Raw genomic sequence first — 19602 nt, 5'->3', positions numbered from 1 at the left:
GGAAAATCGCTATGAAGACCAGACCGTCGGGCTATAGCGCAGCCTGGTAGCGCGTCCGTCTGGGGGACGGAAGGTCGCAGGTTCGAGTCCTGCTAGCCCGACCAATTTTCCCCTCTACCACCCTTTGAAAATCGCCTGCCAGCCCACCCGATACCGGGACGGGATCACCCGTTTGCGCCGACGCGACCGCCGCTGCGCGCAGTTTCCGGATGCGACGCAACGTTTCTTTGCAAATCCGTCCAGGCGGTCAATTTTTCTGTTTTCTCCGGCTTGATTCCCCCTTCCCTGTCGAGGATGGTCAGGCAACAGCGCCGCCCCGGCGGCCCCCGAATGCACGGAGGAGAGCATGAAGAAAACCGTCGAAGATTTCGCCCTGGAAAACCTGGTGGTGACCATGGATGCCGATGGCATCACCACGGTCACGCTGAACCGCGCGGCCAAGCGCAACGCGCTGAACGCCGAAACCGTCGAGGAACTGATCGAGGTCTTTTCCAACCTGCCCCGCATGGGCGCCCGCGCCGTCGTGCTGCGCGCGGAAGGAACCCATTTCTGTGCCGGTCTGGACCTGGTCGAACATCACGCCGAAGACCGCCGTCCGGAAGAGTTCATGCATCTGTGCCTGCGCTGGCACGAGGCCTTCAACAAGATGGAATACGGCGGAGTGCCGATCATCGCCGCGCTGAAGGGCGCCGTCGTGGGCGGCGGGCTGGAACTGGCATCGTCTGCGCATATCCGGGTGGCGGATCAAAGCACCTATTTCGCCCTGCCCGAAGGCCAGCGTGGCCTGTTCACCGGCGGCGGCGCGACCATCCGGGTGGCCGATCTGGTCGGCAAGGCGCGGATGATCGACATGATGCTGACGGGCCGTATCTATGCCAAGGAAGAAGCGATTCAGGTGGGGCTGGCGCAGTACCTGGTCGAGGACAGCGAAGCCAAGGCCTATGAAATCGCCCGCGCCGCGGCGGAAAACCCGCCCTTGTCGAATTTCGCCATCTGCTCGGCCATCAGCCACATGCAGAACATGTCGGCACTCGATGCGGCGTATGCCGAATCCGTGGTGGCAGGCGTCGTGAACACGCAACCCGCGTCGCGCGGGCGGCTGGCAGCCTTCGCCAACAAGACCGCGGCACGGGTGAAGCCCGGTCAGGGCTGATTTCAGCCCTTTGCCACCTGCATCAGCGGCCCGCAGCAAAGGCCGCCGGGCCGCTGATGCGCAGCAGGAAGGGCCGCCCGACCCGCTTTGCGGGCTCCGCACCCGCTCGAGAACGTAAAACAACGGTTTCCCGCAAGTATTTTCCCCATTTCCTATTCCGTCCCGGCCACGCCTTTTGCTAAGACAGGTCAATTGTAAAGGGGACCGACATGACCGGCGTTTTACCCAGCCAGGAATTGCAGCGGATGATCGCAGCGGGCCGGATTTCGGCCTCTCCGGAAATCATTGCCGAACAGATTCAGCCGGCAAGCCTTGACCTACGCCTTGGCACCCGCGCCTGGCGTGTGCGTGCGTCTTTCTTGGCGGGCCACGGCCGCACGGTGCAGGACCGGCTGGAAGAATTCGAGATGCACCAGATCGACCTCAGCAACGGGGCGGTACTGGAAAAGGGCTGCGTCTATGTCGTGCCGCTGATGGAAACACTGGACCTGCCCGAGGGTATCCAGGCGGTGGCGAACGCCAAGAGCTCCACCGGGCGACTGGACCTGCTGACCCGCACCATCACCGATGGCGGCGAGGAATTCGACCGCATCCAGCCCGGCTATACCGGTCCGCTTTATGCCGAGATCTGCCCGCGCTCCTTTTCCGTACTGGTACGCCCGGGCATGCGGCTGAACCAGATCCGGTTCCGCGCCGGTCAGGCGGTGCTGAGCGATGAAGAATTGCGCGCGCTGCATGCCGACACCCCGCTGGTGGACGGCGAGGCGGTGATCGACGAGGGCCTGGGTTTCTCGGTCGATCTGAAACCCAGCACAGGCACGCTGGTCGGCTATCGCGCCAAGCCCCATACCGGGGTGATCGATCTGGACCGGATCGGCGAATACGACCCGGCGGAATACTGGGAAGAGGTGCGGACGCAAAACGGCCAGATCATCCTCGACCCCGGCGCCTTCTATATCCTGGTCAGCCGCGAAGCGGTGCATATCCCGCCCGAATACGCCGCCGAAATGGCGCCCTACCTGGCGATGGTGGGCGAATTCCGCGTCCATTACGCCGGCTTCTTCGATCCCGGTTTCGGTCATGCGGCGGCGGGCGGCGCAGGATCGCGCGGCGTGCTGGAGGTACGCTGCCACGAAGCGCCCTTCGTGCTGGAACACGGGCAGGTGGTGGGCCGTCTGGTCTATGAAAAGATGGCCGAGGTGCCGCAGCAGCTTTACGGGTCCGGTATCGCCTCGAATTACCAGGGCCAGGGGCTGAAACTGTCGAAACATTTCCGCGCCCCCTGAGCGGAAAGGGGACAGGCCATGAAAACCTTCAGCGCTGCGACGATTGCCTTTCTGGCCGTTCTGGCGCTGACGGGCTGTTCCGCGCCCCCCGATGGCTCTTCGGCCCCCTACAGCGCCTATACGACGGCCCGGATCGACGTGATCATGCCGCCCAACGCCCCCCCGTGGGGCAGCAGTTCCGCCGCATCTCGGACAGCAGCGATACCGGAGGCCAGGGGGGCAATCACCTCGGCATGGATGTGCTGGCGCCGCAGGGCACCCCGGTCCTGGCCGCGGCGAACGGTGTCGTTGTCGCCTCCTATTACGAACCGGCCTATGGCAACCGGGTGGAAATCAGCCACGGAACTGATGCCGAAGGCCGCCAGATCACCACCCGGTCGGTGCATCTGGATGCGCGGACGATCGCCAAGGGCGATCATGTCAGCCACGGCCAGCAGATCGGCCGCGTGGGATCGACCGGGGCGCTGGCGGGAACGCTCAACCACCTGCATTTCGAGGTCCACCGCAAGGAAGGACAATCGGCCGAAGCCGTCGATCCGCATCTCTATTGGGCCGATGGCGTCGGCCGGGTCACCTGCTTCGACCCTGCCCACGATTTGCCCGACACGCCGGTGCGGCTGACCTATCCGCTGCGCTGCCACTGATCCATTCCGCAGCGTCACCCACCGCCCCGTCAGGTTCCGCTTTCCCAAGCCCCCGCGAAAGCGCTATCGCTGGGGCAAGATGCTGACACGCCCCATTCCCCTTCTGACCGCCACCATCGGCGTTGTCGGCGCCAATTCGCTGGTGCTGCCGCCGATCGCGACCGTTGTCGCGCAGGATCTGGGCGCGCAGCCCGGCGACATCATCCAGGCGATGGGCGCTTATGGCGCGGGCACCGCGCTGTCGGCACTGTTTCTGGCGCCGCGCGCCGATCTGATCGGCGCGGATAAGGCGCTGCGGCAGGCCTGCCTTTTGCTGATCGTGTCGCTGATCCTGTCGGCGCTGGCCCCGGTTGTTGCGGTGCTGCTGATCGCCCATGCCATCGCCGGGCTGGGTGCGGGCATGGCTTTGCCCGCGATCTATTCACTGGCCGCGCAGGTCGGGCCGCCGGGGCGCGAAAAGCAGACCATCGGCACCGTGCTGACCGGCTGGACGCTCAGCCTTGTGGGCGGTGTGGTGCTGGCCGCGTCGCTGGCCGATATCGCCGGATGGCGCAGCGTCTACGCGCTGATGGCGGGGCTGACCGGGGCGATCTGGCTACTGCTGGGGCGCTGCGACATGCGGGTAGCGGTGACGGCCACCGCCCCCACCTCGCCGCTGACCGGGCTGCGGGTTCCGGGCATCACCCGGGGGCTTCTGTCCAACGCGATGCTGATGCTGGGATTTTTCGGCGCCTACAGCTTCATGGGGCCGCATGTCGTCGACACGCTGGGAATGACCACCTCGGCCGCCGGGGTGGTCACCTTTGCCTATGGCAGCGGCTTCGGGCTGGCGGTGTTTCTGGACCGGTTCGTGGACCGGATGCCGGCGCGGCGGGCGACCGTTCTGGCCTTTGCCGGGCTGCTGATCGCCTACGTATTGATGGCGCTGAGCGCGGCGCAGTTCGGGCTGTTGCTGGCCGCCGCCTTCTGCTGGGGCATATTCCAGCATTTCGGGCTGAACGCCGTGGTGGCGCGGCTGACGGCGCTCGATCCCAAGCAGCGCGGCGCTGTGATGGGGCTGAATTCGGCCTCGACATATCTGTGCGTGCTGGGCGGCGCGATGGTGTTCCGCTGGCCGTTCGAAGCGGCGGGCCTGCCCGCCTGCTTGGCGGTGTCGGCACTCTGCGCCGCGCTGGCCTGCATCGAGGCGCTCTGGCCCTGCCCTACTTGTTCAGACGGCGCGTCATCCGGGCGGCCTGACGCGCGCGCTTGACGTCGTGCCGGGCCTGCTTGCCCTGCTTGCCACCGCTGGCCAGCTTGTTCACCCCGGCATCCACGCCCTTGTTGACGAATTTGCGGACCACCTGTCGGATGATCATGTTGATCAGTTGATTGGCGTTCATGGGGCTCTCCGGCTTTGTTTCAGCGCTATGTAGGCGATAAATGTGCCAATTTCAGGGCCGTGCAGTCCGCGGGCAAACGTACCGGTAACCGGTCAATCCTCGAACATCTCGCCCTGGCCGATTTCCTCGTCTTCCTCTTCATCGCCTTCGACCAGCGTCGGCATGGCCCCCGGCGGTGGCCGGTTGTCCAGTAGCCCGGCCGAGCGCAATTCCTTCAGCCCCGGCAGGTCGCGGGCGTTTTCCAGTCCGAAATGGTCAAGGAATTCCTGCGTCACGACGAAGGTAACCGGGCGCCCAGGCGTCATCCGGCGGCGGCCGAAGCGGATCCATTCCATTTCCAGCAACTGGTCCACCGTGCCCCGGCTGACCGAGACACCGCGGATTTCCTCGATCTCGGCGCGGGTGGTCGGCTGGTGATAGGCGATGATCGCCAGCGTTTCGATGGCGGCACGAGACAGCTTGCGCACCTCGACGGTTTCCTTCTGCATCAGGAAACCCAGGTCGGGCGCGGTGCGGATCGCCCAGGCATCGCCCACCTTGACCACGCGAACACCCCGGCCCTCATAACGTTTGCGCAGATGCACCAGCGCTTCGGAGGCATCGCAGCCATGCGGCATGCGGCCTTCCAGTTCCTTCACGCTCAGCGGTTCGGCGGAGGCAAACAGCATCGCTTCGACCATCCGTTCCTGCTCACCGATCGGGGGCGCTTCGAACAGGCTTTCTTCCTGTTGCGCGCCCTGCTCTGCCTGTTGTTCCGCGATTTCTTCAGCCATTGCGCTCATCTTCCCTTCTGCGCAGTTCGATCGGTTCGAACGTGCCGCCCTGCCGCAGTATCACCTTGCCCTCCTTGGCCAGTTCCAGCGACGCCGCGAAGGTCGCGGCGGTGGCCGAGCGGCGCTTGACCGGGTCGTTTTCCCAGCCGGAGGGGAAATAGCTGCTGATATCGGTCCAGGTGCCGGCAAACCCGATCAAGCCGCGCATCCGTTCCAGCGCCTGTTCCATCGTGTAGACCGAATCCCGGTCCATCACGAAGGGGCGGAATTCGTCCTTGGTGCGAATCCGCGCATAGCCCTGCATCAGATCCAGAAGCGTCGCCGTGTAGGTCACCCGCTTGACCCGTTCGACCCCTTCGGGCAGCCCGCGCACGAAGAAATCCTTGCCCATCTGGTCGCGCGCCATCAGCTTGGCCGCCGCGTCGCGCATCGCCTGCAGGCGTTCCAGTTGGAACGCCAGGTGAGCGGCCAGTTCTTCGCCCGAGGGCCCTTCCTCGGTCGGGTCGGGCGGCAGCAGCAGGCGCGATTTCAGGAAGGCCAGCCAGGCCGCCATCACCAGGTAATCGGCGGCCAGTTCGATCCTGAGCGCCTTGGCCTTCTCGACGAAGGCCAGGTATTGTTCCGCCAGTTGCAGGATGGAAATCTTGCGCAGGTCGACCTTCTGGGTGCGCGACAGCATCAACAGCAGGTCGAGCGGCCCCTCGAACCCGTCGACATCAACGATCAGGGCCTCCGCCGCCATCCGTTCGGCGACGCTCTGTTCTTCCTGCTTGTCTTCCTCGAAGTCGAATTCGTCCTCAGCCATGCCCGCGCCCATTCAACAGCGCGTCCAGCTTGGCCCTGAGGGCGGGAATGTCAACCTCGGCGGGGGCATGCCGGGTCAGGAGGGCGCGTTCCGCCCGCACCTGTCCCGCATCGGACAGCCGGCCCGAGGCCTCGGCCACCTTGCGTTTTTCCTCCAGCGACCCGTTGCAATGCAGGACCAGATCGCAGCCCGCAGCGATCGCAGCCCGGCTCAGATCGGCCGGGTCGCCGCTCAGCGCCTTCATCGAGATGTCGTCGGTCATGATCAGCCCGTCGAAACCGATCTCGTCGCGGATCAGGTCCATCATGACGGGCGACAAGGTGGCGGGGCGGTTATCGATCCGGTCGTAAACCAGATGCGCGGTCATCCCCAACGGCAGGTCGCTGAGCGCCCTGAACGGAGCAAAATCGGTGCGGTCTAGATCATCGCGCGAGGCCGACACCACCGGCAGGTCCAGATGGCTGTCGGCCACCGCGCGGCCATGACCCGGGATGTGTTTGACCACCGGCAGCACGCCGCCGTCCAGCAACCCATCCGCCACCGCCCGGCCCAGCCGCGCCACGGTATCGGCGTCAAAGCCGTAGCAGCGGTTTTTCAGGAACGGATGGGTGTCGGGTGTCGCCACGTCGACCAGCGGCGCGCAATTGCTGTCCACCCCCACCGCACGCAATTCATGCGCGATGATGCGGTAACGCAGATACATCGCCTCTGCCGCGGCCTCTCCGGCGGCCTGCGCATGATCCAGCGGCGGCAGCCATTCGGTGCCCAGCGGCGGGCGCAGCCGCTGCACCCGGCCGCCTTCCTGATCGATGGTGATCGGCGCCTCGCGCCCCACCGCGTCACGCAGGTCGGCGCAGAGCGCGCGAACCTGGTCGGCGCTGTCGATATTGCGGGCGAACAGGATGAAACCGAACGGATCGGCATCGCGCAAGAACCGTTTTTCTTCCGCGCCGAGCCGCAATCCCAGCGGATCGAGGATGGTCGCACCGAACCGGGTCACTTGGTGGTTACCGGAATGCATTCGGCCTTCTCGGCCACCAGCGCCGAACAGAAACGGCGCGCTTCGCTGATATCGGCAAAGCCGTGCGCGCGCAGCCGGTAGAAGGTGCGCCCGCCGCTTTCGGCCTTCTGGATCACCCGCTTCTTGTCTTCCATGAAATCGCCGAACCGGGCCGACATGCGGTCCCATTCCTTGCGCGCCACCTCGGCGCTGTCATAGGCGCCAAGCTGGGCCAGCCTTGTGCCCGCGGGAATGGTGGCCGGGTCGATATCGATGCCAAGCGCCGCGGCTGCCGCCGCCGGATCGGTGGAGGCCACCAGCCGTCCCCCTGCCGGACGCAGCCGGGGCCGGAGCGAGGTGGCAAGGCCGATCTTCGGCGCTTTCTTTGCGGGTTCGGCCTCGGACGCGATATCGTCCGCTTCGCCCGTCGCCGCCTGCTGCGGATCGTCTACCGGGCTCAGCGGCTCGGCGCCCTCGGTCAGATCCCTGACCAGCGCCTCGACCGACATGTTCACCGCCGGATCGGCGGGCTGTACGTCATCGCGCGCGCTCAGCTTGATCAGGCTCAGTTTGGCGGTTGTACTGTCCTCTGCGGCCAAGTCCACCGGGCGCGGCGCCAGGATCAGGCGGTCGGCGGGTTTTTCGGCCACGCCCTCGGCGGCGACCTTGTTGACCGCAAGCCCCTGATTTTCCGCCGGTGCGCCACCCGGATCCTCGGGCATCACCCGCATCGGGCCTTCGGCGGCACGCACGACAGGCACGCCGCTGACATCGCGCATCACCAGCTTGTAACCCCAGACACCGACACCGATGACCAGTGCCAGCGATACCGCGGCCCCGGTCCAGTTCGTGATCGTTGCGATGGATTTGCCCGTTGCGGGCGCATATTCGCGCCCGTCTGCCTGTGTCTCCGCCATAATCGCCTCTCGTGCCGGTGGGGCGTGCCCCGCCGTTTGACTGCTCTTCACGATCCGGCGGCGGTGCGTTAGCGCATCTCTTCCACCGGAGTTACGCCCAGAATACCAAGACCGGCGGAAATAACAACGGCCACGGCGCGGGCCAGCGCGATTTTCGCCTGGCTTGCGGCCGCGTCGCCTTCCTGAAGGAAGCGCAGCGACATGTCCTCATTGCCGCGGTTCCACAGCGAATGGAACTCGCTGGCCAGTTCATAGAGGTAGAAGGCAACCCGGTGCGGTTCGTTGTGGCGTGCGGCGATTTCCACCAGACGCGGCCATTCCGACAGCTTCTTGGCAACGCTGAGTTCCGCTTCGTGGCCCAGTTGCGACAGGTCCGCCGCCGCCAGCGTGGCGTCATCATGGGCGATGCCGGCCTCTTCGGCCTTGCGCAGCACCGAACAGATCCGGGCATTGGCGTATTGCACGTAAAAGACCGGGTTGTCCTTGGACTGTTCCAGCACCTTGTCGAAATCGAAATCCAGCGGCGCGTCGTTCTTGCGGGTCAGCATGTGGAACCGGGTCACGTCGGCGCCCACCTGTTCGACCACGTCGCGCAGGGTGACGAAGGTCCCTGCCCGTTTCGACATCTTGAACGGCTCGCCGTTCTTGTAGAGCTTCACCAGCTGGATCAGCTTGATGTCGAGAGGCACCTTCCCTTCGGACAGCGCCGCGACAGCGGCCTTCATCCGCTTGACGTAACCGCCGTGATCGGCGCCGAACACGTCGATCAGCATGTCGAAACCGCGTTCCACCTTGGTCCAGTGATAGGCGATATCGGGGGCGAAATAGGTCCATGCGCCGTCCGACTTCATCACCGGGCGGTCGACGTCGTCACCGTATTCGGTCGATTTGAACAGGGTCTGCTCGCGCTCTTCCCAATCCTCGGGCAGCTTGCCCTTGGGCGGCTCCAGCACGCCTTCGTAGATCAGGCCCAGCCCCTTCAGGCGTTCCAGCGCCGCTTCGATCTGGCCGGTGCCGTAGAGCGACTTTTCCGAGTAATAGACATCCATCTTTACGCCCAGGCTGGCCAGGTCGCCGCGGATCATCTCCATCATCGCTTGCGTTGCGAAATCGCGGATTTCGCCCAGCCATTCGGCCTCGGGCTTGTCCAGCAGGGTCGCCCCGTATTTTTCCTTCAGCGCCTCGCCGACCGGGATCAGGTAATCGCCGGGATAAAGGCCCTCGACGATCTCGGGTTCCAGCCCGTTGGCTTCGCGGTAGCGTTCATAGGCGGACCGCGCCAGCACGTCGACCTGCGCGCCGCCGTCGTTGATGTAATATTCGCGGGTAACGTCGTATCCGGCGTAATCCAGCAGGCTGGCCAGCGCATCGCCGAACACCGCGCCGCGGGTATGGCCGACATGCATCGGCCCGGTCGGGTTGGCCGAGACGTATTCGACGTTGACCTTCTTGCCCTGCCCCAGGCCCGAACGGCCGTAGGCGGTGCCGTCGGTCAGCGCGGTTTTCACGATGCCCTGCCACAGCGCGGGATCAAGCCGCAGGTTGAGGAAACCGGGGCCGGCGACCTCGGCGCTGGTCACGCGGGGATCGGCGGCGAGCTTGTCGGCCAGCTTCTCGGCGATATCGCGCGGCTTCATCTTGGCGGGCTTGGCCAGAACCATCGCGGCATTGGTCGCCATGTCCCCATGCGCGGCATCACGGGGCGGTTCGACCGCCACATTGGCGAAATCCAGCCCCTCGGGCAGATCGCCCGCTTGGATCATCTGGTCCAGCATGTCCAGCACCAGCGCGCGGATATCGGAGAACAGGTTCATCGGTCACACATCCTTTCAGCTTGGGCCGGGGTTTAACACGGCAAGGGGAAAGGTCAACGGCAAGCTGGCAAAGGGATCACCCCGCGCGGGCGGGCAAAGGGAGCGCCGCCCCCTCTGCGCCGTTGGCGCATTCACCCAGGGGGTATTTGCGCCAAGAAAAAGAACCGCGTCAGGCCTGGCCTTGCGTTTTTTCCTTCGGCGGCGCGAAATAGAGCAGTTTCACGCCCTCACCGCCTTTCAGGCTGCTGTCCTCGCGCGGGAAGCGCAATTCGCCATTGGGATAGATTGCCACGATCAGCACGACATCGGGACGATCGTCGCGCCACTCTTCGAGACCGTATTCCTCGCTCAGCGTGGTGGTGCGGAATTCCCACCCGGCGCGCACCAGCCCCTGCAATTCGTCATACTGGCGCCCCTGCGCGAAGACCCGGCCTCCCAAGGTGGCGGGCAGCGCATGTCGCGCCTGGCTTTCCTTTGCGCGGGCCAGCTGGAACACGTTATCGCGCCCGTATTCCGGCGCCAGGTCGGTGGTGACCAGCGTGTTGTAGGCATCGTTGTCGGTCAGCGCCACGAGCCGGACATACTGCGCCAGTTCGAGACTGTTTTCGGCCGCCTCCGACAGGATATCGCCGAAAAAGGTGGGCAGGCCCAGTTGCCGTGCCGCCCGCAATCGGCTGCGGTTGGGGTCCGCGATCAACACCGGCAGGCCTGCCTTGTCGAGCGCCTCGGCCAGCGCGGTGGACCATTTCGATCCGCCGATCAGCAACACGCCGGGCGTATCGGACCCGGCCAGCCCAAGCGCCTGCGCCAGCGGTTTCAGGGTAAAGCCGTGCAACACCACGGTGACGGCGACCAGCGCGAAGGCCAGCGGCGCTACCAGCGCGCCGTCTTCGATCCCCATCGCCGCCAGCCTTTCGCCGAACAGCCCCGCCACCGCGACAAGGACCACCCCGCGCGGCCCGGTCAGCGCGATCAGCAGCTTTTCGCGCCAGGGCAAGCCGGTGCCGACCAGCGAAATCAGCACCGTCAACGGCCGCGCCAGCCCGATCACCAGCCCCAAGAACAGCGCCGCGCGCCAGTTCAGCCGTCCCAGCATGGCGAAATCGAGCGACGCTGCGAGCAGGATGAAGACCCCGGAGACCAGCAGCACCGTCGCGTGTTCCTTGAAGCGCCTGATCTCGGAATAGGACGGCAGATCGGCGTTGGCGATCACCACGCCCATCAGCGTCACCGCCAGCAGCCCGCTTTCGTGCAGCAGCGTGTCCGACAGGGCGAAAACCCCGATCAGCACCACGAAAAGAACCGATACCTTCATGTATTCCGGCACCCAGCCGCGTTTGAACGCCGCCGCCAGCCCGTATCCCGCCGCCGCGCCCAGAACAGAAGCGACGGCGATGCCAAGCACCAGTTCCTGCACGGCATTGCCCGCGGTGGCGGCGGTTTGCCGGACCATCACCACCTCGAAGGCCAGAACCGCTGCCAGCGCGCCGATGGGATCGTTGATGATCGCTTCCCATTGCAGCAGTTGTGCCGGGCGGCGCGCCAGCTTGGCCTGGCGCAGCAAGGGGGCGATCACGGTGGGGCCGGTGACGATCATGATGCCGCCGAACACCGCCGATGTTTCCCAGCCGAGCCCGGCGCCATAGCGCAGCGCAAGCGCCGAAGACAGCCAGCCAAGGGGCGCACCGATGAAGACCAGCCGCCGCACCCCCTTGGCGGCGTCGCGCAGCTTGTGAAGGTTAAGGGTCAGACCACCTTCGAACAGGATGATCGCCACCGCGAGCGAGACCATGGGCGCGACAAGCGGCCCGATGTCGCGGCTGGGTTCCAGCAGTCCGGTGGCAGGTCCGGCGGCGATCCCGGCCAGAAGCATCAGCACGATGGCGGGCAGCTGCAACCGCCACGCGACGTATTGCGCCCCGACGCCAAGCGCACCGACCAGGGCGATGGCGGTGATTGGCGTCAATACCGCCTCGGCGCCGGTGATTGCCATGTTTCCCCCCTATCCGCCCCGTTGCGTGGGCGTGGCGCGGCGCCCGGCCGGAATCGCGCTCCGCCCGGTCAGCCGTTCATGTTCCTGCAGCGCGTAGCGGTCGGTCATGCCGGCGATGTAGTCCGACACGATCCGCGCCAGTGCGGTTTCATCCTGCGCCTCTTCCACCGCCTTGCGCCATTGCTTCGGCAACAGGTCGGGCCGGTCCATGAACATCGGAAAGAGTTCATGGATCAGCTCGGTCACATAGCTGCGGATTTCCACCACTTCCGGCGCCCGGTACATGCGGTGAAACAGGAATTCGCGGATCACCTTCAGCTGGGCCCACAGGTCGGGTGAAAACTGCACCATCATGCGGCCGGCATCGCGGATATCCTGCACCGAGGACGGATTCAGATCGTCAAGGTTACGCCTGGACACCGCGATCACATCCTCCACCAGCACCCCGAAGAAGCGGCGCAGCGCCTCGTGCCGGCGGCGGTAGTAGTTCAGGCCGGGATATTTGCGGTCAACCTCGCCGAAACAGTCCTTGAGGATCGGCATTTCGGCCAGTTCGTCGGTGGAAAACAGCTCCGCGCGCAGCCCGTCATGCAGGTCGTGATTGTTATAGGCGATGTCGTCGGACAGCGCCGCCACCTGCGCCTCGGCGCTGGCGTGGGTATGCAGTTCCAGATCGATCTGCGCGTTGCATTCTGCCAGGGCCCACGGAATGTCGCCGGTCACCGGGCCGTTATGCTTGGCGATCCCTTCCAGCGTTTCCCAGGTCAGGTTCAGCCCGTCCCATTCGGCGTAATGCCGTTCCAGCGCGGTGACGATGCGGATCGCCTGCGCGTTGTGATCGAACCCGCCATAGGGGGCCATCAGTTCCGACAGGGCATCTTCGCCGGTATGGCCGAAGGGGGTATGGCCCAGGTCATGCGCCAGCGCTACCGCCTCGGTCAGTTCGGGATTGAGTCCAAGGGTGCCGCAAATCGTCCGCGCCACCTGCGCCACCTCGATCGAATGGGTCAGACGGGTGCGAAAATAATCGCCTTCGTGTTCGATGAAAACCTGGGTCTTGTGTTTCAGGCGGCGGAAGCTGCTGGCATGGATGATCCGGTCGCGATCCCTTTGAAAACACGACCTGAACGCGCTTTCTTCTTCCGGGTAAAGCCGGCCGCGGCTGGCCTTGGGGTCGGATGCGTAGGGGGCTGTCATGCCGAAACTGGTCCTTGTCGCCTGTGCCTGCCGAACATATATTCATCCTGCAACCGCGACGATACAGTTTGGAGCCCCAAATGCAACTTCCCCCCAAGGTGACCCAACGCGCCTTTGAACGGCTGGCTGAAATCGGCGCCGGCGATCAGGGACAGGCGTTGCGCGTCGCGGTCGAAGGCGGCGGCTGTTCCGGGTTCCAATACGATATCCGGCTGGATCAGCCGGCCGAGGACGATCTGGTGCTGGAAGCGGATGGCGAAAAGGTCGTGGTGGACAGCGTTTCGCTGCACTTCCTGACCGGTGCGACGATCGATTTCAGCGACGAATTGATCGGCGCGCGTTTCGTGATCGACAACCCCAATGCGACTTCGTCCTGCGGTTGCGGCACCTCGTTTTCGATGTAATCCTGACGCTTTCCCGCTGACTGCAAGATCCGGCATACCCGCCGGAGCCGCAGCGCAACACGTGTCGATCAGGCACGCCTGACGCGTCGCAGACCGAGACGGCGCGCCTTCACCATGCCTGAAGACGATGACGCCAGCATGCGCGGGAGGCCTCGTTTGTCAGAAACCGAAAAATGAAGTAGCGTGGACCCATTGGAAGACCGCGCAGAACACTGAGCAGGAGAATTTGAAGACCACGACAATGTCAGGAGGAATTCATGAAGTTTATTAGACAATCGTTGGCAGCTGGTATTTTTGCCGCCCTTTCCACGATCCCCGCGCTGGCTCAGGACACGAGCTATGGCGAACGTGAATACATGGCAAGCTGCGCCTCGTGTCACGGCCCTGAAGCAAAGGGACAGGGGAACTTCGCAGAGTTTCTAAATGCCGATCCGCCGGACCTGACACAGCTGGCCAAGAACAATGGCGGCAAATTTCCTTTCAACAAGATTTATGGGATCATCGACGGACGCGAAGAAATGACGGTGCACGGGTCCGGTTACATGCCGATCTGGGGCAGCCGCTACAATGCCGAGGTGACGGAGCAATTCGACCCCTTCGGCGCGCGCCCGAACGAAGCAATGGTCGAACGCATCGTCCGCGGCCGGATTCTGGAACTGCTGTTCTTCCTCGCCTCCATCCAAGAATGAGAACCGCCTGATCCCGTGCAGACGGCGCCGCGGCCGGGGGAGATCCCCGCGCTTCGGCGTCACTGCCTGCGCGACCGGGGTCTGTCGGGCTGCGGCCTTGCAGGGCTGCACCCCGAAAACCTGAACCGGCGTCTTGCGCCCGCTACCCGCCTGCGGGCATAGAGGCGGGGCAGAAGGAGGCCGGGCATGAAGATCGCAACGTTCAACATCAACGGGATCAAGGCGCGGGTGAACGCGCTGAGCGACTGGCTGGACGAAGCCCAGCCTGACGTGGCGCTGTTGCAGGAAATCAAGTCAGTCGACGAAGGCTTCCCGCGCGAGATTTTCGAGGACAAGGGCTACAACGTCGAAACCCATGGCCAGAAAAGCTTCAACGGCGTGGCGATCCTGTCGAAACTGCCGCTGGAAGACGTCCGGCGCGGCCTGCCGGGCGATGACAGCGACGAGCAGGCACGCTGGATCGAGGCGACGGTGGTGGGCGACAAGCAGGCGATCCGTGTCTGCGGGCTTTACCTGCCCAACGGCAACCCGGTCGAATTGCAGGACGATGGCACCCCGGTGCCGGGCGGCAAATACGATTACAAGCTACGCTGGATGGACCGACTTCATGCCCGGGCGCAGGACTTGCTGGCCGACGAAATGCCGGCGCTGATGGCGGGCGATTACAACATCATCCCGCAGACCGAAGACGCCCGCCGCCCCGAAGCGTGGGTCGAGGATGCGCTGTTCCGCCCCGAAAGCCGCGCCGCGTTCCGCCGCATCCTGAACCTCGGCTTCACCGAGGCGTTCCGTGCCCGCACCCAGGGGCCGGGGCATTATTCATTCTGGGACTACCAGGCCGGCTGCTGGAACCGCGACGATGGGATTCGCATCGACCATTTCCTGCTGACACCGCAATGCGCCGACCTGCTGCTGGACTGCCAGATCGACAAGGATGTGCGCGGGCGGGACAAGCCATCGGATCACGTACCGGTCTGGGTCGAGCTGGACGCCTGATCGGCGTCACCACCTGCCGAGGGGGGGGCACAAGGGCGCCTGCCCCAGCAATATTTCCGCTCAGATGAAAAAGCCGCGCCTGGTCAGGGCCGCGCGGTTTCGTCGTGGTCATAAAGCCAGTCGAACTGGTGCAACATCGCCGAGGGGGCGAGCGTACCGCCAAGCTTCAGCGCGGCATGGGCGGCAAAGCGAACGGGCGCCGAACGCAGGTGATACTTCCATGCATTGCCGGTGGCCGCGTTGATCACCTTGCGGGCCCGCGCTTCACGGCGGGCCTGATAGGCGGCAAGCCCCGCGTCGATGCCGTCGGTTGCCGCCAGTTCATCGGCCAGCGCCCAGGCGTCTTCCAGCGCCATCGAGGCACCCTGCGCCAAAAACGGCAGCGTCGGATGCGCCGCATCACCCAGCAGCGCGCAATGCCCGCGCTGCCAGGTCCGCGCCACCGGATGGCGGAACAACCCCCAGAGATGCACTTCTTCGACGCGGGCCAGCATGTCCTGCGCTTCGGGTCCGAAATCGTCGAAAACGGCCCGCAGATTGTAGGGATCGTCCTGGTGGTTCCAGCCCTCCTCGGTCCAGTCCTTGCGTTCCTGCACCGCCACGAGGTTCAGCGCCGACCCGCCGCGCAACGGGTAGCTGACCAGATGCCGGCCCGGCGCCATGTGGACCCAGGCCTCGGCCGGACGGCCGGCATGATTGGGCACGATGGCACGCCATGCGACCTGACCGGTGAAGCGCGGCTTGTCCGCCCCATTCAGTTCCGGCCGCAGCCGCGAATGCAGCCCGTCGGCACCGATCACGAGGTCGGCCTCGAGGGTTGCGCCGTTCGCGGTGTGGACCCAGGGACGGTCGCCGGGCTCGACCCGCTCAACCCTTTGCAGCAGCCGGATGCGCACGCCGGCGTCACGCGCACCGCGCGCCAGCAGGCCGATCAGGTCGGCGCGATGGGTGAAATAGTAATGGCGGTTCGCCAACCGCCCGAGATTGAGCCGCAGCACCTCGCCCCTGCGGTAATCGCGCAGGCTGATCGCATCGGCGCGCACCGACCCGGCGGCCAGTTCATCGCCCAGCCCGAGCGCGTCGAGCACCGCAAAGCCGTTCGGACTGACCTGCAGCCCCGCGCCCACCTCGGTGATCGCTTCGGCCTGTTCCAGCAACGTGACCGAGGCACCGCGCAACGCCAGCGCCCGCGCCGCCGCCATGCCGCCGATGCCGCCGCCGATCACGATAACTTTCAGTCCCAGAACGCTCATTCGTCCACCGCTAAAAAAACGCCGGGACCTAGGCCCCGACGTTCCATATCTTCATTCCGTGCATTCCCGGCTCAGTCGTCGCGATGCACTTTTTCGCGCCGTTCGTGCCGTTCCTGGGCTTCCAGGCTCATCGTGGCGATGGGCCTTGCGTCCAGCCGTTTCAGGCTGATCGGTTCGCCGGTCACCTCGCAATAGCCGTATTCGCCTTCGTCGATGCGGCGCAGCGCGGCGTCGATCTTGGCGACCAGCTTGCGCTGACGATCACGGGTGCGCAGTTCCAGCGCGCGATCGGTTTCCTCGCTGGCACGGTCTGCGACATCGGGGATGTTGCGCGTGGTTTCCTGCAGGCCCTCGATCGTGTCCCGGCTATCGTCGAGGATCTCGTCCTTCCAAGCCAAGAGCTTCCGCCGGAAATACTCCAGCTGTCTGTCGTTCATGAACGGCTCATCTTCCGCCGGACGGTAATCATCGGAAATAAAGGTTTCCGCCTTCATCTCGTTTCCCTCTTCAAGGCCATGATCTGTCAATGCAGTATCCTTTGACATATGGCTGCCTCCCGGCGCCCGTCTATCCCAATGGTTGGGGAATGTCACTACCTATAACGCCACTGATTGCGGGAGGTTTAACTTCGCGATACTGTGCCGCGAAACTGTGCATTGAAGGGTGGAGAGTAGATGAAATTCCAAGGCACCGACGCTTATGTGGCGACCGATGACCTGACCGTGGCGGTCAACGCGGCGGTGACGCTGGAGCGGCCCTTGCTGGTCAAGGGCGAACCTGGCACCGGCAAGACGGAGCTGGCGAAACAGGTGGCCAGCGCCCTGGGGCTGCGGATGATCGAATGGAACATCAAGTCGACCACTAAGGCGCAGCAAGGCCTTTACGAATACGACGCGGTCAGCCGGCTGCGTGACAGCCAGTTGGGCGACGTACGCGTCCATGACGTGAAGAATTACATCAAGCAGGGCAAGCTCTGGCAGGCCTTCGAATCAGAGGAAAAGGTCGTCCTGCTGATCGACGAGATCGACAAGGCCGATATCGAGTTTCCGAACGACCTGCTGCAGGAACTCGACAAGATGGAGTTCCACGTCTACGAGACCGGCGAAACGATCCGCGCGCGTCACCGCCCGATCATCATCATCACCTCGAACAACGAAAAGGAACTGCCCGACGCCTTCCTGCGCCGCTGTTTCTTCCATTACATCCGCTTCCCCGACGCTGACACGATGAAGAAGATCGTCGAGGTGCACCATCCCGGCATCAAGGAACAGCTGCTGACCACGGCGTTGACCCAGTTCTACGAAATCCGCGACATGTCCGGGCTGAAGAAGAAGCCGTCGACCAGCGAGGTTCTGGACTGGCTGAAGCTGTTGCTGGCCGAGGATCTGGAAGCCGAGGACCTGAAGCGCGACGGCGCCAATGCGCTGCCGAAACTGCACGGGGCGCTGTTGAAAAACGAACAGGACGGGCACCTGTTCGAACGGCTGGCCTTCTTGGCGCGCAGCCAGCGCTGACCCCCAGCCCGGCGGATTGTGCCGCCGCGATCAACAGCCTGTTTCAGGCTTCCGGCGGCGCGGGTCATACTCGCGCCCCATTTCGCCGATAGGGTGCATTTATTCGGGATGCACGGGGCGTCCCCCGCCTTCGCGTCAGATTTCTGACGCGGGCGTCAGGCATTTTGCAGCCTTGAAAGTCGAAAGTATGGTATCAATTGATTTCCCATTGAGCCGGACCGGGGGCGGAACAGGATGAACATACCGCGTTTGCTGCTGCCGCTGTGCTTTGCCCTTGGCGCCTGCATGTCCACCGCCCCGACCGAAATGCCGACGCGGGCCTCGACCGACACGGCGCCGATGCTGCCGCCGATGAAAACCTTTTCCAAGACGCGACCCGATGCGCCGGCGGCGTCGAACGCCGATATCGCGCGGGATTTCCTGGACCTCGCGTTCCGGCTGGAATCGGGGCGCGAATTGCCGGTGCTGACCCGCTTCGAGGGTCCGATCACCCTGCGCGTCACCGGAAAGGCGCCGATCAGCCTTGGTATCGACCTGGAAAACCTGCTGTCGCGTCTGCGCCGCGAGGCTGGGATCGATATCCGCATGGCCCGCTCGAACTCTGCGTCGATCACCATCGAGGCGGTCAGCCATGACCAGATTCGCAAACAGCTGCCGCAGGCCGCCTGTTTCGTGGTCCCGAACGTGTCGAGCCTTGCCGAATATGCCGGTGCCCGCCGGGCAGCACGCACCGACTGGTCCCGGCTGGCCACGCGCGAAAGGCTGGCCATCTTCGTCCCCGCCGACGCGCCACCGCAGGAATTGCGAGATTGCCTGCACGAGGAACTGGCGCAGGCGCTCGGGCCGTTGAACGACCTCTATCGGCTGCCCGACAGCGTGTTCAACGACGACAACGTGCACACGGTCCTGACCGGCTATGACATGCTGATCCTGCGGGCGTTCTATTCGCCGCAACTGCACTCGGACATGCGACGGGATGAGGTTGCCGCGCGGCTGCCAAATATCCTGGCGGCGCTGAACCCGGCGGGTACGCGCCGGTCGTCGCTCTACTTGCCGGAAACCCCGCGCAGCTGGATCGACGCGATTCAATCCGCACTTGGCCCTGGAAGCAGCGCTGCGGCCCGCCGCGCCGCCGCGCAGCGGGCACTCAAAATCGCGCGCGCGGAAGGCTGGACCGATCACCGCCGCGCCTTTTCGCACTACGCGCTTGGCCGGCTGACGCAGAATCACGACGCCGATATCGCCCTGTCGCAATTCCGCACGGCGCAAAAGTATTATGCGCAATCCCCCGGCACCCGGCTGCACAGCGCCCAGGTGGCGCAGCAACTGGCCGCCTACGCGGTCAGCGAAGGCCGCGGGCAGGCGGCGCTGGACATCATCGACCCGTATCTGGACATCGCCGCCCAGCATGAAAACGCGGCGCTGTTGTCGACCCTGCTGCTGCTGCGCGCCGAGGCGCTCGACCTGCTGGGGCGTACCAACGAGGCGCGGCTGGTCAGGCTGGACAGTCTGGGCTGGGCGCGCTACGGGTTCGGGGCCGACTGGGCGGTGCGGGCCAAGCTGAAGGAAATCACCGCATTGAGCCCGCTGAAGAGGAGCAACGGGCAACTATGATCGTAATCGCAGGAGCAATTCTGGGGGCGCTTTTCGGGGCGTTTCTTGCCAAACGGCGCAATGGCAAGGGGCTGGACATGCTGCAATATGCGGCCGGATACGCCATTTTGTTCATGATCGTGGGCCTGTTCATCACCATCTTCGTCCATCGCGCCGCGGTGTAAGCAC

20 protein-coding genes and 1 tRNA gene are annotated in these 19602 nt (G+C 64.6%); 11 read left to right on the top strand and 10 right to left on the bottom strand.

Annotated elements, in window-relative coordinates; genetic code table 11:
• The first annotated feature begins 27 nt into the window (after positions 1-27).
• The 5 genes from IT775_RS19290 (at position 28) to IT775_RS19270 (ending at position 4335) form a co-directional block, all read left to right on the top strand.
• A tRNA-Pro gene (locus IT775_RS19290) sits at positions 28-104 on the top strand.
• 242 nt (positions 105-346) lie between these two features.
• The gene (locus IT775_RS19285; RefSeq protein ID WP_212702877.1) at positions 347-1153 is read left to right on the top strand and encodes a crotonase/enoyl-CoA hydratase family protein; all 807 of its coding nucleotides are present in this window, start codon (positions 347-349) and stop codon (positions 1151-1153) included.
• Positions 1154-1362: 209 nt separating this feature from the next.
• Positions 1363-2439: a 2'-deoxycytidine 5'-triphosphate deaminase gene (locus IT775_RS19280; RefSeq protein WP_212702876.1), complete on the top strand. Its 1077-nt coding sequence runs from the start codon at positions 1363-1365 to the stop codon at positions 2437-2439.
• Positions 2440-2603: 164 nt separating this feature from the next.
• Positions 2604-3083 (top strand): M23 family metallopeptidase, encoded by a 480-nt coding sequence (locus IT775_RS19275; RefSeq protein ID WP_212702875.1) that lies wholly within the window; start codon positions 2604-2606, stop codon positions 3081-3083.
• A gap of 79 nt (positions 3084-3162) precedes the next feature.
• Positions 3163-4335: an MFS transporter gene (locus IT775_RS19270; protein ID WP_212702874.1), complete on the top strand. Its 1173-nt coding sequence runs from the start codon at positions 3163-3165 to the stop codon at positions 4333-4335.
• Here IT775_RS19270 and IT775_RS19265 read toward each other — a convergent pair.
• From IT775_RS19265 to IT775_RS19230, 8 genes are all read right to left on the bottom strand, one after another.
• Complete coding sequence (locus tag IT775_RS19265; protein ID WP_212702873.1) at positions 4286-4465, bottom strand: hypothetical protein; 180 nt, start codon at positions 4463-4465, stop codon at positions 4286-4288. The genes IT775_RS19270 and IT775_RS19265 overlap by 50 nt on opposite strands.
• 92 nt (positions 4466-4557) lie before the next feature.
• A complete protein-coding gene (scpB, locus tag IT775_RS19260) occupies positions 4558-5238 on the bottom strand; it encodes an SMC-Scp complex subunit ScpB (protein ID WP_212702872.1) in 681 nt (226 codons plus the stop codon).
• Positions 5231-6043 carry a segregation and condensation protein A gene (locus IT775_RS19255; RefSeq protein WP_212702871.1) on the bottom strand — a complete coding sequence of 271 codons (813 nt, stop codon included), beginning with the start codon at positions 6041-6043 and terminating at the stop codon, positions 5231-5233. Before IT775_RS19255 ends, scpB begins: the two co-directional genes overlap by 8 nt.
• Positions 6036-7064 carry a beta-N-acetylhexosaminidase gene (gene nagZ, locus IT775_RS19250; protein ID WP_212702870.1) on the bottom strand — a complete coding sequence of 343 codons (1029 nt, stop codon included), beginning with the start codon at positions 7062-7064 and terminating at the stop codon, positions 6036-6038. Before nagZ ends, IT775_RS19255 begins: the two co-directional genes overlap by 8 nt.
• Positions 7040-7960 (bottom strand): SPOR domain-containing protein, encoded by a 921-nt coding sequence (locus tag IT775_RS19245; protein WP_212702869.1) that lies wholly within the window; start codon positions 7958-7960, stop codon positions 7040-7042. The genes nagZ and IT775_RS19245 overlap by 25 nt, the downstream gene beginning before the upstream one ends.
• 68 nt (positions 7961-8028) lie before the next feature.
• Positions 8029-9774 (bottom strand): arginine--tRNA ligase, encoded by a 1746-nt coding sequence (gene argS, locus IT775_RS19240; protein WP_212702868.1) that lies wholly within the window; start codon positions 9772-9774, stop codon positions 8029-8031.
• A 169-nt stretch (positions 9775-9943) separates the two neighbouring features.
• On the bottom strand, positions 9944-11767 hold the full coding sequence (locus IT775_RS19235) for a cation:proton antiporter (protein ID WP_212702867.1): 1824 nt from the start codon (positions 11765-11767) through the stop codon (positions 9944-9946).
• Positions 11768-11776: 9 nt separating this feature from the next.
• Positions 11777-12964 (bottom strand): deoxyguanosinetriphosphate triphosphohydrolase, encoded by a 1188-nt coding sequence (locus IT775_RS19230; RefSeq protein WP_212702866.1) that lies wholly within the window; start codon positions 12962-12964, stop codon positions 11777-11779.
• 80 nt (positions 12965-13044) lie between these two features.
• Here IT775_RS19230 and IT775_RS19225 point away from each other — a divergent pair, with 80 nt between their 5' ends.
• The 3 genes from IT775_RS19225 to xth all read left to right on the top strand — a co-directional run bounded on the left by IT775_RS19225 (position 13045) and on the right by xth (position 15053).
• Entirely contained in the window at positions 13045-13368 is a 324-nt protein-coding gene (locus IT775_RS19225; RefSeq protein WP_212702865.1) for a HesB/IscA family protein, read from the top strand.
• Between the two features lie 257 nt (positions 13369-13625).
• A complete protein-coding gene (locus IT775_RS19220; protein ID WP_212702864.1) occupies positions 13626-14057 on the top strand; it encodes a c-type cytochrome in 432 nt (143 codons plus the stop codon).
• A 186-nt stretch (positions 14058-14243) separates the two neighbouring features.
• Positions 14244-15053 carry an exodeoxyribonuclease III gene (xth, locus tag IT775_RS19215; RefSeq protein ID WP_212702863.1) on the top strand — a complete coding sequence of 270 codons (810 nt, stop codon included), beginning with the start codon at positions 14244-14246 and terminating at the stop codon, positions 15051-15053.
• A gap of 83 nt (positions 15054-15136) precedes the next feature.
• Here xth and IT775_RS19210 read toward each other — a convergent pair whose 3' ends face one another.
• Together IT775_RS19210 and dksA are read right to left on the bottom strand one after the other, a co-directional pair.
• On the bottom strand, positions 15137-16306 hold the full coding sequence (locus tag IT775_RS19210; protein WP_212702862.1) for an FAD-dependent oxidoreductase: 1170 nt from the start codon (positions 16304-16306) through the stop codon (positions 15137-15139).
• Between the two features lie 71 nt (positions 16307-16377).
• The gene (dksA, locus tag IT775_RS19205) at positions 16378-16800 is read right to left on the bottom strand and encodes an RNA polymerase-binding protein DksA (RefSeq protein ID WP_212702890.1); all 423 of its coding nucleotides are present in this window, start codon (positions 16798-16800) and stop codon (positions 16378-16380) included.
• 180 nt (positions 16801-16980) lie between these two features.
• Here dksA and IT775_RS19200 point away from each other — a divergent pair, with 180 nt between their 5' ends.
• The 3 genes from IT775_RS19200 (at position 16981) to IT775_RS19190 (ending at position 19598) form a co-directional block, all read left to right on the top strand.
• Complete coding sequence (locus tag IT775_RS19200; protein WP_212702861.1) at positions 16981-17820, top strand: AAA family ATPase; 840 nt, start codon at positions 16981-16983, stop codon at positions 17818-17820.
• Positions 17821-18054: 234 nt separating this feature from the next.
• The gene (locus IT775_RS19195) at positions 18055-19434 is read left to right on the top strand and encodes a DUF2927 domain-containing protein (protein WP_212702860.1); all 1380 of its coding nucleotides are present in this window, start codon (positions 18055-18057) and stop codon (positions 19432-19434) included.
• On the top strand, positions 19431-19598 hold the full coding sequence (locus tag IT775_RS19190; RefSeq protein WP_212702859.1) for a hypothetical protein: 168 nt from the start codon (positions 19431-19433) through the stop codon (positions 19596-19598). The genes IT775_RS19195 and IT775_RS19190 overlap by 4 nt, the downstream gene beginning before the upstream one ends.
• Positions 19599-19602: the final 4 nt, after the last annotated feature.

The organism is Thalassovita aquimarina, assembly GCF_018219815.1.
In the GTDB taxonomy this organism is placed as follows: Bacteria; Pseudomonadota; Alphaproteobacteria; order Rhodobacterales; family Rhodobacteraceae; genus Thalassobius; species Thalassobius aquimarinus.
This window is presented reverse-complemented; position numbering and strand designations above follow the sequence as displayed.

Coding starts and splice junctions, on each gene's coding strand:
- xth (WP_212702863.1), top strand. CDS start 14,244: ATGAAGATCGCAACGTTCAACATCAACGGGATCAAGGCGCGGGTGAAC.
- IT775_RS19190 (WP_212702859.1), top strand. CDS start 19,431: ATGATCGTAATCGCAGGAGCAATTCTGGGGGCGCTTTTCGGGGCGTTT.
- IT775_RS19230 (WP_212702866.1), bottom strand. CDS start 12,964: ATGACAGCCCCCTACGCATCCGACCCCAAGGCCAGCCGCGGCCGGCTT.
- dksA (WP_212702890.1), bottom strand. CDS start 16,800: ATGAAGGCGGAAACCTTTATTTCCGATGATTACCGTCCGGCGGAAGAT.
- IT775_RS19285 (WP_212702877.1), top strand. CDS start 347: ATGAAGAAAACCGTCGAAGATTTCGCCCTGGAAAACCTGGTGGTGACC.
- IT775_RS19235 (WP_212702867.1), bottom strand. CDS start 11,767: ATGGCAATCACCGGCGCCGAGGCGGTATTGACGCCAATCACCGCCATC.
- IT775_RS19255 (WP_212702871.1), bottom strand. CDS start 6,043: ATGGCTGAGGACGAATTCGACTTCGAGGAAGACAAGCAGGAAGAACAG.
- IT775_RS19195 (WP_212702860.1), top strand. CDS start 18,055: ATGAACATACCGCGTTTGCTGCTGCCGCTGTGCTTTGCCCTTGGCGCC.
- argS (WP_212702868.1), bottom strand. CDS start 9,774: ATGAACCTGTTCTCCGATATCCGCGCGCTGGTGCTGGACATGCTGGAC.
- scpB (WP_212702872.1), bottom strand. CDS start 5,238: ATGGCTGAAGAAATCGCGGAACAACAGGCAGAGCAGGGCGCGCAACAG.
- IT775_RS19270 (WP_212702874.1), top strand. CDS start 3,163: ATGCTGACACGCCCCATTCCCCTTCTGACCGCCACCATCGGCGTTGTC.
- nagZ (WP_212702870.1), bottom strand. CDS start 7,064: ATGCATTCCGGTAACCACCAAGTGACCCGGTTCGGTGCGACCATCCTC.
- IT775_RS19280 (WP_212702876.1), top strand. CDS start 1,363: ATGACCGGCGTTTTACCCAGCCAGGAATTGCAGCGGATGATCGCAGCG.
- IT775_RS19225 (WP_212702865.1), top strand. CDS start 13,045: ATGCAACTTCCCCCCAAGGTGACCCAACGCGCCTTTGAACGGCTGGCT.
- IT775_RS19210 (WP_212702862.1), bottom strand. CDS start 16,306: ATGAGCGTTCTGGGACTGAAAGTTATCGTGATCGGCGGCGGCATCGGC.
- IT775_RS19245 (WP_212702869.1), bottom strand. CDS start 7,960: ATGGCGGAGACACAGGCAGACGGGCGCGAATATGCGCCCGCAACGGGC.
- IT775_RS19265 (WP_212702873.1), bottom strand. CDS start 4,465: ATGAACGCCAATCAACTGATCAACATGATCATCCGACAGGTGGTCCGC.
- IT775_RS19200 (WP_212702861.1), top strand. CDS start 16,981: ATGAAATTCCAAGGCACCGACGCTTATGTGGCGACCGATGACCTGACC.
- IT775_RS19220 (WP_212702864.1), top strand. CDS start 13,626: ATGAAGTTTATTAGACAATCGTTGGCAGCTGGTATTTTTGCCGCCCTT.